This window comes from Pseudomonas sp. GW821-FHT07G10 (assembly GCF_059418545.1).
Window position 1 is genome coordinate 47,335 of record NZ_JBWKQB010000019.1, and the last position, 13,837, is coordinate 61,171.

9 protein-coding genes and 2 pseudogenes are annotated in these 13,837 nt (G+C 55.4%); 4 read left to right on the top strand and 7 right to left on the bottom strand.

Annotation, left to right across the window (positions count from 1 at the left end):
- Window positions 1–302: 302 nt before the first annotated feature.
- Together AC07O1_RS20100 and AC07O1_RS20105 are read right to left on the bottom strand one after the other, a co-directional pair.
- Window positions 303–1,067 (bottom strand): tetratricopeptide repeat protein, encoded by a 765-nt coding sequence (locus AC07O1_RS20100; RefSeq protein WP_495089880.1) that lies wholly within the window; start codon window positions 1,065–1,067, stop codon window positions 303–305.
- A gap of 488 nt (window positions 1,068–1,555) precedes the next feature.
- Window positions 1,556–2,101 (bottom strand): annotated as a pseudogene (locus AC07O1_RS20105) (zinc-dependent alcohol dehydrogenase family protein); the annotation flags it as partial.
- Between the two features lie 3 nt (window positions 2,102–2,104).
- On the opposite strand from AC07O1_RS20105, the pseudogene AC07O1_RS20110 reads away from it, so the two are divergent.
- The 4 genes and pseudogenes from AC07O1_RS20110 to AC07O1_RS20125 all read left to right on the top strand — a co-directional run.
- A pseudogene (locus AC07O1_RS20110) lies at window positions 2,105–2,692 on the top strand (LysR substrate-binding domain-containing protein); the annotation flags it as partial.
- A 572-nt stretch (window positions 2,693–3,264) separates the two neighbouring features.
- Window positions 3,265–4,659: an amidase gene (locus AC07O1_RS20115; RefSeq protein ID WP_495089881.1), complete on the top strand. Its 1,395-nt coding sequence runs from the start codon at window positions 3,265–3,267 to the stop codon at window positions 4,657–4,659.
- 83 nt (window positions 4,660–4,742) lie between these two features.
- Complete coding sequence (locus AC07O1_RS20120; RefSeq protein WP_495089882.1) at window positions 4,743–6,062, top strand: citrate-proton symporter; 1,320 nt, start codon at window positions 4,743–4,745, stop codon at window positions 6,060–6,062.
- A gap of 111 nt (window positions 6,063–6,173) precedes the next feature.
- Entirely contained in the window at window positions 6,174–7,532 is a 1,359-nt protein-coding gene (locus AC07O1_RS20125; protein WP_495089883.1) for an OprD family outer membrane porin, read from the top strand.
- Here the strand turns inward: AC07O1_RS20125 and AC07O1_RS20130 are convergent.
- From AC07O1_RS20130 to AC07O1_RS20150, 5 genes are all read right to left on the bottom strand, one after another.
- The gene (locus tag AC07O1_RS20130) at window positions 7,519–8,442 is read right to left on the bottom strand and encodes a LysR family transcriptional regulator (protein WP_495089884.1); all 924 of its coding nucleotides are present in this window, start codon (window positions 8,440–8,442) and stop codon (window positions 7,519–7,521) included. The two genes, AC07O1_RS20125 and AC07O1_RS20130, sit on opposite strands and share 14 nt — an antisense overlap.
- Window positions 8,443–9,296: 854 nt before the next feature.
- On the bottom strand, window positions 9,297–10,628 hold the full coding sequence (locus tag AC07O1_RS20135; RefSeq protein WP_495089885.1) for an MFS transporter: 1,332 nt from the start codon (window positions 10,626–10,628) through the stop codon (window positions 9,297–9,299).
- 157 nt (window positions 10,629–10,785) lie between these two features.
- Window positions 10,786–11,631, bottom strand: coding sequence for an amidohydrolase family protein (locus AC07O1_RS20140; RefSeq protein WP_495089886.1), 846 nt, complete (start codon window positions 11,629–11,631; stop codon window positions 10,786–10,788).
- 28 nt (window positions 11,632–11,659) lie between these two features.
- Complete coding sequence (locus AC07O1_RS20145; RefSeq protein WP_495089887.1) at window positions 11,660–12,943, bottom strand: MFS transporter; 1,284 nt, start codon at window positions 12,941–12,943, stop codon at window positions 11,660–11,662.
- A gap of 137 nt (window positions 12,944–13,080) precedes the next feature.
- A complete protein-coding gene (locus AC07O1_RS20150; RefSeq protein WP_495089888.1) occupies window positions 13,081–13,812 on the bottom strand; it encodes a GntR family transcriptional regulator in 732 nt (243 codons plus the stop codon).
- Window positions 13,813–13,837 lie beyond the last annotated feature (25 nt).

Consider the following 13,837-nt stretch of genomic DNA (forward strand, 5'->3'; position numbering starts at 1 on the left):
ACCGTCTGCGAACGGATAATGGCAGAAGAACGACCTATTGCCGTGTCCGGAGTTTGTTGACCGCTACACTGAATCAAGGTTCCCCCGCTTCCGCCTCCAGACGCGACCAAACCTGGCCAGCCACTCCATCATCGCCAGCAGCGGGTCAGCTAACTGCGTTATTACATCCCATCTGACCACCTGTTTGCATTCGCGCTGACTAGCCAAGTGCATTAGTGCTGACCATCGATTGCATCCGACTTGACCAATGCATGTCGAAGAGGCGATTGGCAAAAAAACGGCCGGAAGTGGACATCAGAAACTCAACCGTGCACCAAGTAGGCTCCTAACGGAACCCGATATCGCAGCTTCTTGCAGCTGCCGGGTGCGGGCTGATGACCCGGCGGGCGATCAGGAAACCAGATTCGGCATTTACCCGGAGGCGGCAAATGGCCGCGGGGAATCTCAACCTCATCGTACGCGGGCTCTGGCTCGACGGAAGCCACTTGCAATTCTCCTTCGGGCCGAGGCCGGCCAGCCGTCGGTGAATCCGATACCCAACCTGCCTTTGCGCGAGCGAAGTTGCCAGCGTGGCGCCCAGTGTCCGGAGTGGATTGTTCAGCAACGGCCATTTCTGCGTCGCGGCGCTTTTGGATCTCCTCTTCCAGCCCCTTCTGTACTGCGACCAGGTCCTCTTTGGCGTTGGGTGGGGTACTCGAAGCCTGGGCCTGCTGCGCCGCCTGGATCAATTGGATGTTGCGGTTGCGTAACGCGACGTTGCGACCAACCCCCATGTTCGAGCGCGCCGCCAACGTTTCTGCCTGCTGGTACTGCCCCTGCTGAAGACGCAACACACCGAGGTAATGCAGCGTCGCGGGATTGTTCGGCTGGATATGCAGGGCACGCTCCAGCGTGGCAGCGGCTTGGTCCAACTGGCCATTTTCATACTGCCGCGAGGCGGTTTCGATTAGGGTGGTTGATGCGCTGTTACTTTGCGAGGGCGCTCTTCGCTCGGCAGCAACCGAACAAAGCGACGCGACGGCGCAGAACGCCAGGATGAGACCCGGCAGAAAACTCTTGGTTGGCATCAGGGGGCGGACTCGGCTGATCTCGGAAGGCACTGCCGTAAAACAGGCCACAGCGCTGCTCGGCATCTCCGATACAGGGCCCCTATTGACCTGGCCAGTACCCTGAAGTTCCCGCTGCAACGGCCACCGTAACCCGTATCATTTTTTACCATCCCATCATCTAAGCGTGATCAGTTGTTGCACTTCACACTGGGGCAGAAAACGGCCAATACGGACGTTCGAGCCAGAGCCGCGCTCGGCCCAGACCAGGCAATTAGATCTAAATTGAAATACGGTGAAAAAAGGCACCATATTGGCCAATGCCAGTCAGTTAAGCGAACGCAGCCTTTGTAGGAGCAGCCGGTCGACGCTCGATTGCTCGCGATGGACGTTAACGATGACGCGTGTTTGCTGGATAAACGCGTCGCCCTCAGGTCCATCGCGAGCAAGCTCGCTCCTACACCTACCCTTAACTGACTGGCATTGGCCATATTGGCGCCTTAGCGGTATCAAGCGATTTGTATTACAACCTTCCCAAATGCCCCCTTCGCAAGATGCTCGTAAGCTTCTCGTGCTTTCTCGAATGGATACACCTGATCGATTACAGGACGAATCTTGTGTTCGTTGAGGAACGCATTCATCCGGTCGAACGATGAGCGCGGCGCCACGGCGATACCGCGAATGGTCGTCTGGCGGAAAATGAGTGGCATCAGATTGAGTTCAACGGTCTGCCCGGTCAAAAAGCCGATTTGCGCAATACGCCCGGATGCCTTAGTCGCTGCGACCGATTGATTGATGCCGCTGCCGCCGGCCACATCGAGCAGCAGATCCACGCCTTTGCCTTCGGTCAGCTTCAACACTTCGTGCGCCCAGTTCGGAGTAGTTCTGTAGTTGATGCCCGCCACGGCCCCCAGCCCCTTCACGGTTTGCAGATTCTGCTCGCTACTCGACGTTGCAATTACCCTCGCGCCAAGCGCAGTAGCGATCTGCACGGCAAATATGGATACACCGCCAGTGCCTTGAACTAACACAGTTTGCCCCGGCTGAATTTGTCCAACAAAAGCCTTAAAGAGTTCACCACCACCTTCCCGGGCATCAACATGGTGCTGGGCGTGACAGACCGAGCAGTTGACCTGATAGGTGAAGGCATTGACTGTGCGTTGCGTATAGGCGATTTACCGGACTCGACATTGATCGCTCGCCCCATTGCGATGGCAACCATGGTGACATGTGCAGCTCCCGAGTATCTGCACGAGCACGGCGAACCCAAGAAACTCGACGATCTAGTCGCCCATCGAGGTGTCAACTTCTTGTCCGGCCAGAGCAACAGGACATTGCCTTGGCACTTCTCGGTAAAGGGTCAGGATCAAGCGTTTGTGAGTAACGCCGGTATCACAGTCACCGAGTCGAATGCGTACGTTCAGTGTGGCGTGTCGGGTTTCGGAATAATCCAGGCGCCAGGCATCACCGTGGCCGAGCATTTGGACAGTCGCGCTTTGGTGGAGATTCTAAGACCCTATCGGCCAACCCCTCGTCCTGTGTCGGTGCTGTACCCAAGCCGGATGCACCTAGCGCCGCAGGTGCAAGTTTTTATTGAATGGCTGCAAGAGCGTTTTCCGCAGCTTCATTCTGACTGGCTGGAATAAGGCGATCATTAGTTCGGTGCCGTCAACGGCCGCAATGGGTCGACTGCGGCCCTTGGTGACAGACAGAAATCGGCCGATTGTGTTGAAAAAGTCCACCCGGCCTGGCTACCCATGTATTAAGCGGTGAAAACGCGTTTTCAGCGCGCTGCTACGTAAAATCTGAGTCCTGAACCTTCTGCGCAAAACTCGGATTTCAATCTCAGACGCGTACTTTTCTGTCGCGGAAACTGAAGCCGACTTTTTCAACAAAATCGGCCAAAAGAGGACGGTCAAATACGTCCAAAAACTCGGGGGCGATTTGTTTTTCGCCTTATCCTCGCTTGAACAATGGCCTTTGTTGACGACGCATCATTCTAATACCCGCAGCTGTTGGCTCTTGCACTACGAGTTCCCGGCCCAATGACGACAGCAGTAAAGGATACTTATTGTCCATGCGCTGAACCATTAGTCACCCTATTTACACGCATTCAGTGCACACAAAACCATGACGCCGACCTCTGCCATTGGTGATAGTGAGCGTCGAATTATCTTTATATAGTCGAGCCGTCCCAAACCCCATACGGATGTGCTTAATGACCGATCTCAACAACGTCACAGCAAAAGAGCTGCTGAGGCTTTACAGCAGCCGACAGCTGTCTCCACTTGATTACTACGAAAACCTGATCACACACGTACAACGCTGCGAGCCTCAGCTGCGTGCGCTCTACGCCTTTGACCCAGAAGCAGTACTGGTGCAAGCACGTGCCTCGACTGAGCGTTGGAACAAAGGACAACCAGACGGTCCACTGGACGGTGTTCCTGTGACGATCAAAGAATTGATCGCCACAAAAGGGACGCCAATCCCTTATGGGACGGCTGCTAGCACGCTCAAGCCAGCAGAAGAAGACGCCCCTGCGTCAGCACGTATGCGAGAGGCAGGGGCCATTATCTGGGCTAAAACCACGGTTCCCGAATACAGCATGCTCGGTTCAGGTGTTTCCAGTTTCCATGGCATTACACGGAACCCTTGGAACACCAACAATAACACTGGAGGTTCCAGCTCAGGCGCTGGGGCTGCAGCAGCAGCTGGATATGGACCGCTGCACATTGGTACGGACATCGGTGGCTCCATTCGCCTGCCCTCAGCTCGCTGCGGCCTGGTTGGATTCAAGCCAACGCTGGGGCGCGTCCCTGTCGATCCTTATTACACGGGTCGATGCGCAGGTCCGATGGCTCGGACTGTTGACGACTGCGTGCTGATGATGGAATACATCTCTCGCCCAGACCCCCGTGACGCTACCAGCCTTCCGGCTGCAACCGGTGCTTGGCAAAGCACTTCAGTGAGCGTCAAAGGCCTCAGGATTGGTCTGATACTCGATCCAGGTGCTGGAGCGCAACCCGAAGGATTTGTGTGTGCTGCTGTAGAACAGGCAGCACGGTTGTTCGAGACCCACGGTGCCACCATCGTTCCGATCAAACCGATCATGGATCACCAGCTCCTCGATGGCCTGAACCATTTCTGGCAAGCACGGCTGTGGAGCGAACTCTCAACTTTGAGTGCAAATAAGCTCGAAAAAGTTTTGCCGTTCATCCGCGAGTGGGCCGCACCTGGCGCGGACATGAGCGGGACTCAGGTCATTCGAGGCTTCAATCAGACATTCGAAATGCGCCGACGCACAGCTCAAGTTTTTGAAAGCGTCGACCTGGTTCTGTCGCCAACCAACCAAGTGAACGCCTACCCCGCCGATTGGCCCTCGCCTAATTGCAATCCCCAACAGGCGCTTGACCACCTCGTCTTCACCGTTCCATGGAACATGGGCGAGCAACCGGCGCTGTCGATCAACTGCGGCTTCGCTAAAGACGGCATGCCGATCGGTTTGCAAATGATTGCTCCACGATTCGACGACCAATGGTTGCTGCAAGTGGCCAAGACATACGAGAGCTGGCGTGGCCCGATCCAGAGCTGGCCTACACCCGAAACATTCTGACATTGCCCATTCAGCCATCCGCAGCTGCGACCTCACAGCTGCGGGACAATAAAAACTACTTTCGAGCTTTCGAGAGGGCACCCATGAATACCGAACAACCGTCTCAAGGTACAGGCAACAGTAAAAGTGTTTTCGCAGTCATACTCGGCAACGTGGTTGAGTACTTCGACTTTGGTGTCTACGCCACATTCGCCGTGATGATTGGTCACGCCTTCTTTCCCTCAGAAAACGCTTTTCTGAGCCTGATGTTAACGGTGGCCGTATTCGGCGTCGGTTTCATTGTCCGCCCGCTAGGTGCCGTTCTGATCGGAGCCTATGCCGACCGCGCCGGTCGCAAGCCGGCCATGATGCTGACGCTGGTTATGATGGCTGTGGGTACCGGTACCATCGCGATCCTTCCTGGCTATGAAACGATCGGCATTGCGGCACCTATCCTTTTGGTGATTACTCGAATGATCCAAGGGTTGGCATGGGGTGGTGAAGCCGGACCTGCGACCACTTACATTCTGGAAGCAGCACCGCCACATAAACGGGGCACCTACGCTTGCTGGCAGTTAGTCGCGCAAGGGATGTCAGCGATGGCAGCCGGCCTGACCGGCTGGACCCTTTCTGAGGTGCTTTCACCCGAAGACCTTAATAGCTGGGGCTGGCGGGTGCCTTTCGTGTTCGGCCTGCTCGTATTGCCGATCGGTATCTACATCCGTCGCAACCTGTCCGAAACATTTCACGGTCAAGGTGAGGCAGCCAGTACCGGCACATTGGTGAAACAAGTGGTAGGGCAGCATCGCCGCGCCCTGGTATTGGGACTACTGATCCTCTCGGGTACTACCATCACCCAGTACTTCATTAACTACATGACGACTTTCGCTATCACTGAGTTGCATTTGTCGACCAGCATTTCGATGCTTTCGACACTGGTTGCGGGCGCCACGATTGCGGTGTGTGCAGTGATTGGTGGTGTTCTTTGCGACCGTTTCGGGCGTCGACCCATTCTAATAATCCCACGCATCGCTCTTCTATTGATCCTCTTCCCAGCCTTGCAACTGATGACCGCACATCCAAGCCCGGCAACGTTCCTGACTACCTTGGCAGTGATATCCGGGTTGCATGCCATAAGCGCGGCAGCCGTGATCGTGTTGCTTGTAGAAAGCTTTCCGAAGGCAGTACGTTCCACCGGGTTTTCCATCGTCTACGCGTTCGGCGTGGCCGCATTTGGCGGTACAGCGCAGATCATTATCACCTGGCTGATCGGCACCACGGGTGACCCGATGTCGCCGGCCTGGTATCTGCTGATCGCTAACCTCGTGTGCATTTCGTCGGCCTACTTCGCTCACGAAACTCGCCCCACGCCAGTTGAGCAGACTGGCAGGAACCCAGGACTCGCTGAAGCCCACGGTCACTAAGCGGACTTCGGCCGCATCGTTTCTACTGTCGAACATTTTCCAAAAACAATAACCGGTCAAGCCTTGCTTGACCGGGACAGTCGTCTATTAGTTTCGATTAGGGGGCTCACAATGCTCGCACGATTTTTCTTCGGCACTACCGTGGCCTGCGCCCTGTCGGGTTTGGCACAGGGTGCTGGCAATCCTACTCAGCAAGAGCAAGCTCAGGGCTTTTTAGAGGGGAGTAGCCTTGACCTCAATCTTCGGCATTATTACTCAAACCAGCACACTCAACGCTCCACCTACTTAACCATTCAAAAACCGGAAGGTAGGGTGCTCACGCGTACACGCGAAACCTGGGTACAAGCAAGCATGCTCAAATACAGCTCAGGTTACACGCAGGGAACGGTCGGATTTGGTTTGGATGCCAGCGTCTTCAGCGCCGTGAACCTCGCACGTGGCCACGGACAAGTCGCCAACGGTGGTGACCGTGTACTCGTCGACGGTAGCGGCGACGCCATACCCACATGGAGCCGTCTTGGTGTTGGAGATGTGCGGTTTCGAGTGTCGAACACCGAGCTCAAGATTGGCCGACTGATGACGGAAAACCCGATACTCCGTTACAAAGACAACCGCGCCTTACCTTCCAGCTTCCAGGGTGTTGGGTTGTACAGCAATGAGACTGATGGGTTGTCGCTGCAAGCGGGTAGCTTTGACCGCGCCATCCCCCGTACGGGGACAGGCGCTGAGCGACTCACCACCACTTTTGGCAACCGTATATATAGCGGCGATCGCATCAGCTATGTGGGGGGTACGCTTAAGCCAGGATATGGCTTGGAGGCGACTCTTTATGCATCGCGCTTTGAGAACATGTGGGATCAGTACTACGTCGGTGCCATCCACCGTGCCGGCGACAACGCTAGCCTTGCGACCAAGATATCGTTCAATTACTACCACACGAAGGACCAAGGCGAGCAGCGCTTGGGCTACATCGACAACAACGCCTATAGCGTCGCGCTCACTGGCAGCCACCTGGCCCACAGCCTGACTCTCGCCTGGCAGCAGATCATCGGCGACGAGTACTTTGACTACGTCTGGGAATCAACGGGTAACTATTTGGCTAACTCGCTGTACTCGGACTATAACGGGCCCAACGAAAAATCCTGGCAGTTGCGTTACGATTTTGACCTGGCGAGCGTGGGAGTCCCCGGACTAACTGCGGCAGCGTGGCATGCAAAGGGCTGGGATATCGATGGCACCCATTATGACGGGGATCGAAACGGACATAACACGGGGTACAACGTGCGAGCTCTAGAGGGCGCCAAACACGATGAAAATGGATTGATGGTGACTTACACCGTGCAGTCTGGGCGCCTGAAGAACACAACGCTACGGACTATCGTTTACAACCACCGGGCCAGCGGTGGGCAGATCGATGGGAGCTACGACGAGGTTCGTTTGGTCGGTAATTTCCCTATCAATATCTTTTGATAGCCTGGTCGCCAAGCCCATAGTGCTGCATCGCCGTCGCCAGCACTTCCTGACATTTCAGGGTTGCGCTGGACCGGGGACGATTGCGGTAAACACACAAATCGGCACGGATAGGTTCAAGATCGTTGTCTGAGATGGGAACGGCAAACAGGCCGTCTCCCAGATCTCGTGCGTCCACATCAACCTGAGGCAAGAACAGTGCGGCGGCACCAGAGCGGGCAAGCCCCTTCAATGCTTCGAGTGAGTTAGTGACAAATATGGGAGAAAAACTGACCCCTCGCCTCTTTGCTGCCAATTCTAGTGCTTGCCTAATACCGAAGCTCGCGTCTGGGATCGCGAAGGGCTGCCCTTGCAACTCGACAAGTTCAATGCTGTCTCGACGGGCAAATGGGTGATCAGCGCTGACCAAAACCCTGTGGTACAAACCGCAGTGAGCGGTACTTTCGACATCGGCTCGATCGGGCAGATAAAGCGTCAGGCCCAAGTCTGCCTGACCGCTGACCAAGGCTTCGACCGTAGTTGATGCACTAGCGATCACAATATCAAAAGTAACTTTGGGGTGCGCTCTGTAAAGTGTCGCGAGCGCCGGTGCCAAAATAGTCGACGCTAAGCTCTCTGACACATAAATGCTGATGTTTCCTGCTATCTGGCTTTGCCGATTGGCGATGAGCTCCCGGACTTGATCCATACCTCGCAGCGTGATGGCGACTTGATCAGCAAGGAGTTGCCCTTCATTCGTGAGTTTGATTCCTCGCGAACCTCTCTCGATCAGCGTTGCACCAAAAAAATGTTCCAGATGCTCTATCTGGCGGGCAACTGCTGTGGGGCTTGTATAGAGCCTCTCCGCTGCCTTGCGAAGCGATGCACAATGGGCGACCTCATGAAAATAACGTAAAGCGCGGAGTTGCATGGCGTGGACTCAGTCTGATTCAGAAGGGTTCGGCTGTGCGACAGACTGGACGGTCTATTTCAAGCCTGTTTCGTGCCTTACATGGCATCTTACATTACGCGAACAAAGCCCAGCCCATTCGTGAAGCTCCACCCTTAAGCGATAGTTGTAGTGGTCAACAAGCAAAACCCGATTTTAAAGGCGTCCAGCGTGTTTTCACACAGCCTGGACCGCTTTCTGCCTCATGCGATGGGCAGCTATGGGTCCAGGCTGTGTAAAAACGCATACATCATTTTGAAGTCTGAGTTGCTGCGTAAAATCTGCCAGCGTTTGGTGAATCAACAGACATGAAATTTGCGTAGGAACGAGATTTTCGCTCCGATTCTGACTGTCAAACCTGCTCTAAAACGTTTTCACACAGCCTGGGTCGAAAGCTGCCGGTCATGTAGTGCGACTAACGGCCAAAAAGCTGGCTTGCTCAGCCTAATGTGAACTGCCTGAACAGCATCAACACGAGTACCACCATACATTGCGGCTCCCAACTCGGTGATGGACTCGTTCTCTGGTGTATCCGCGCGCCCTACACTTGTATCCGGTCACCTGCCACTATTACGACCTTGATGAACGCCCAGCCTGCTGGGTAGCAAATGACGCGGATAACAAATTCAAGCAGTACATCCAGCATCGAAGCTCCATGGCATAGTCAATTTCAACATGATTGGCCAAAAACAGACCCTCGACTCAATTGTTCAATGCCTTTTGGCGCTCGCTCTCATGCAAGGTCAGCGACTTCGGCATTCAACGCTGAATGCCGAAAACTGGATCATGCGCAACGAGGAGGCTCGCCAATTTAGAGCCTCCTCAGAAGGAATGGGTCAGTTGCCGACCGTAGCGATTTGCTTTGCACGACCGTTCTGTTTGCCAATCAGAAACACCAATAGCGAACCGATAGCGGTCAATACGCAGAGCGGCATCAGTGCAATTGGAAAGCTCCCGGTCTGATCACGCAGTACACCGATTACCGAACTCATGGCGCCCGTACCCAAATGGGCAAAGGTATTGATTGCTGCAATCCCTGTGGCCAAAGTCGCCGGCGGCAGGGATTCGGAGCAAAGCGCCCAGAATGGCCCCTTGATCGCATAGTTACCCATCAATACGAGCGTCAGCAGTACCAGCGTAATGCTCAGGGAGTCCGTGAACAGCGTGGCAGCGAAGCTCACCGCAGTAATGGCTAGCGGAATAGCAGTGCTCTTGATCCGCTCCCCGCTCTTGTCCGCACGCAGTCCCCAGAAAATCATGAAAGCTGCGGCCATGCCGAACGGAATCATGTTCAGCAGACCCGTTTGCATGTTGGTCAGATGGAAGGATTTCAGGATCTGCGGCATCCACAACGACAGCGTGTTGCTGGTTGCCGAACTGCCCATGTAGATAATCGAAAGCACCCATACATATTTGTTGGTAAACACGGCCTTGAGGGTGCCGCTTATGCTATGAGCGTGCTGAGGAATACCACTTTCGCGCGCAGCCTTATCGTTAGTCAGTTGCTCGCCTAGCCAATCCTGTTCCTGCTGAGTCAACCATTTCGCTTCGCTTGGCCGATTTGGCAACACTTTCAGCGCGAGCAATCCCAGCGTGATGGCGGGAATGGCTTCAAGCATCAGCAACCACTGCCATCCCTTGAATCCTGCCAGACCGTCTAATTGCAACAGCAGCGCCGACACAGGTGAGCCGAGAAAGTTGGAGAGTGGTATCGCCACCATGAATAGCGCAACTATTCGAGCCATGTACGCTTTGGGGATGCATTGCGTGAGGTAAAGAATGACTCCGGGAAAGAAGCCGGCTTCGGCTGCACCCAAGAGGAATCGGGAAATCGAATAGGATATCGGCCCGACCGCAAATGCCGAACAGAAACCGACGATGCCCCAGGTGATCATGATGCGCGCGATCCACCGGCGGGCACCGAAACGCTCCATGGCCATGTTACTGGGCATTTCGCAAAGTACATAAGCAACGAAAAAGAGTGTGGCACCGAATCCGAAGGCACTGGCCGTCAGGCCGATGTCCTGGTTCATGGTCAGTGCAGCGAAGCCGATATTGACTCGGTCAATGTAGGCGATGAAATAACAGAGTACGAGAAAGGGTATCAGGCGAACCCCCAACTTGCGCATCGTCGATTTTTCAATTTCAGTATTGGATGGTTTGTTCATGGAAACCGCTCTCTTGTAATTGTAATAGGCTGCTCTTGTGCAGAACCTCTCGATGCGGCACGAGAGGTTTGACTGCAACGTGGTATTTCAGACTTTCTGCAAGCTTTCGTTACACGTGGGTAGGATGAATGGTCATCTGCAAATACGCGGGTGAGCTTCAGCCTTCACGTTTTGCAAAACCGAATAACCGTCGAGGTGCTTGCACGAGCAACGAATGGCTGAGTTGCATCGAACACTCCAGGGCTTGTCGCTGATCGATTACTGTGCCGAAACCGATGCTTTTCTCATGCTGCGTGTGTGGCCAGTCGCTGCCCCATACAAGTTTGTGGAGGCCGAAACTTTGCTCCAACAGCGGTAATGCCGATCGGGCGAAATTGATGTTTTGTTGCGGCGTACCTCCCAAACGATAAATTCCCGATACCTTCATCCAGATCGACCCTCTCGATCCCAATTCCAGTAACTCGGAAAACCCTGGCTGATCAACTCCCGAACTGGCATCCGGCCGTCCGAAGTGGTCAATAACCAGCTTCAAACCGAACGGCGTCAATTGATGGATCAGTGCCGGCAGATCCTTTACCTCCCGATGCAATTCGACATGCCAGTCAAGATCAGCGATGTGGCTGAAAAATTCTCTCCAGGCGCGATTGCGAAAATCAGGTAACGCCTTGCCCATCAGGTTCAAACGAACGCCGACCACGCCTGTGTGAGCCATGTCATTCAACATGGCACGACTAACACCTGGCTCCAGCACGACCACTCCTCGCAACCGCTCCGGCACTTGCCTCAGCGCCGCCAACAGGTAGCTATTGTCGATCCCCAGAAAGCTCGGCTGCACCAATACGCCGTGACTCAAACCATGGGCACCCAGGTGATTCAGATACTCCGCAAGCGTGGCATCGTAGTCAGGGGCGTAGCGCCGTGTAACGGCCAGCTTCAGCCCCCGGCTAAAGACATGAGCATGGGAATCGATGCCAGTGATCGATGTTGAACAGGTATCAGACATGGGTTTTATCTATCGCAAGTAATGATCATCACGCTCGGGCGCTCTCGCTGCCTTTCACCGAGACGGATGGGATCGCAGCTTCGAGACTGCGACCACGGGTTTCCGGCAGACAAAGGGCCGCAACGACCGCCACGCCGTAGGCGATCCCGGCGTCGATGCCAATGGCCGAGCCCAGTGACATGGAATCACTCATATGGCCGACCAGAAACGGGAATACCGCCGAGAGCACTCGGCCGAAGTTGTAGCAAAACCCCACGCCAGCGCCGCGCACGTCCGCCGGGTACAGCTCGTTGAACAGTGCGCCGAGGCTGGCCGGAATGCCCGCCGCGAAGAAGCCGAGCGGAAAACCGAGGAATAGCATTTGGGTATTGGTCAGGGGCAGGAACACGTAGCACTGCACGGTGACGACGCAGCACAAGGCGAACAGCACAATATTTTTGCGGCGGCCAATACGGTCGATCAAGAAACCGCTGACGACGCAGCCACACCAGAAGGCAAAGATGATCACGGCAAGGTAGCCGCCAGAGTTCAGCACCGACAGGTTGCGTTCGGTCTTGAGGAATGTCGGCAGCCACGTCATCACCGCGTGGTACCCGCCGTGTGCGCCCAGGCCCAACAGCCCGCCGAACAGTGTCACGCGGATCAGTTCAGGACGGAAAATACCGGCCAGGGATTTGAAAAAACTTTGCGCGATAGCGTGTTCTTTTTGCAGACGCTGGAAGCTGTCGGGCTCCTCGACATTGCGCCGTACCCAAATGATCAGGAGCGACGGCAACAAGCCAACGATGAACATCACACGCCAGGCCATGTCTTGCGGTACGAAGGAATAAATCAGCGCGAACACCCCGACCGCCACGCCCCAACCTACGGCCCAGGCACTTTGTACGGTGCCCATCACTTTGCCGCGGTATTTCGGGTTGATGGTTTCGGCCATCAGTACCGCGCCGGCAGCCCACTCACCGCCAATGCCGAAGCCTTGCAGCGCCTTGACGATCAGCAACTGCTGGAAGCCGGTGACGAAGGCGGACAGAAAGGTGAAGAAGGAGAACCACAAAATCATCCACTGCAACGTACGCACCCGGCCGTAGCGGTCGGACAACGTCCCCCCTACCCAACCGCCGATGGCCGAAGTGACTAGCGTGACGCCGCTAATCAGCCCGGCATCGCCCTTGGTCAGGGCGAAGGCGGCAATTAACGCCGGAATTGCCAGGCCGAACATTTGTACTTCCAGTGCGTCCAGCGACCATCCACCGAAGCAGGCCCAAAACGTTTTGCGCTCCCGAGGAGTGACTTGGCGATACCAGCTGAACATGATTTCTTATCCTTATAAGTGGAACGTGAGGCAGCCGAGAGCGAACCGCGCCGCTACGAGGCCAGTCATGGCAAACAAAACGATGAATCCGGCAGCGATCGATTCGCCGGTGAGCGATCCGCTATTCAGGCAATGCGCTAGCGAATGTCCACGCTGTAACGGAAATGCTCGGCATGCCCACGGGAGCGCCGCCACTCCAGAGGCGTACCGGCGTAGTCACGCGCCAGACGCTCGATCACCACCACGGGACTGTTGGTCGGTATTTTCAATAACCGCGCATGCACGTCATTTACCGATTCGGCGGTGAGTGTTTCTTCGGCAGAGGCGACGACCTGACCGCAGACTTCTTCGTAAATCGGGTAAAGCAATGGCCCTTTTCGATTCAGGTCGATCTCTAGTAGCGGCTGAAACCGGCTGCGAGGCAGCCAGATTTCTTCGGCAAGTACCGGCTGAACATCCAGAAGACGAACGCGGACAATGCGAATAACCGGAGAGTCGATTGGCAGCCCTAACGCATGGGCCACCGCCGAAGGTGCGGCCACCGGCTCAATAGACAGGATGCGACTCTCCGGTACCTGGCGCTCGCCGGCAGCGGTTTGAAAGCGGAAAAAACGGAACAGCGAAGATTGAAACTGCGGCCGACGAACGAAGGTGCCTCGACCTTGCTGACGCTCCAGAACGCCCTCACTGACCAGCGCGTCGACCGCTTTGCGCACGGTGCCAGTGGACAGATTGTACTCCGCTGAAAGCGCAGCTTCAGTGGGAATGGCCTCCCCCGGACGCCAGCGATTGTTAGCAATCTGCTCAGCCAACTGATCACGCAGGCGTTGATAAAGCGGTAGGCGGACATCACTGGACAGGGAATTCATCGACTTTATTCACCTTGTTATCTAG

Coding starts and splice junctions, on each gene's coding strand:
- AC07O1_RS20125 (WP_495089883.1), top strand. CDS start 6,174: ATGCTCGCACGATTTTTCTTCGGCACTACCGTGGCCTGCGCCCTGTCG.
- AC07O1_RS20140 (WP_495089886.1), bottom strand. CDS start 11,631: ATGTCTGATACCTGTTCAACATCGATCACTGGCATCGATTCCCATGCT.
- AC07O1_RS20100 (WP_495089880.1), bottom strand. CDS start 1,067: ATGCCAACCAAGAGTTTTCTGCCGGGTCTCATCCTGGCGTTCTGCGCC.
- AC07O1_RS20150 (WP_495089888.1), bottom strand. CDS start 13,812: ATGAATTCCCTGTCCAGTGATGTCCGCCTACCGCTTTATCAACGCCTG.
- AC07O1_RS20145 (WP_495089887.1), bottom strand. CDS start 12,943: ATGTTCAGCTGGTATCGCCAAGTCACTCCTCGGGAGCGCAAAACGTTT.
- AC07O1_RS20135 (WP_495089885.1), bottom strand. CDS start 10,628: ATGAACAAACCATCCAATACTGAAATTGAAAAATCGACGATGCGCAAG.
- AC07O1_RS20115 (WP_495089881.1), top strand. CDS start 3,265: ATGACCGATCTCAACAACGTCACAGCAAAAGAGCTGCTGAGGCTTTAC.
- AC07O1_RS20130 (WP_495089884.1), bottom strand. CDS start 8,442: ATGCAACTCCGCGCTTTACGTTATTTTCATGAGGTCGCCCATTGTGCA.
- AC07O1_RS20120 (WP_495089882.1), top strand. CDS start 4,743: ATGAATACCGAACAACCGTCTCAAGGTACAGGCAACAGTAAAAGTGTT.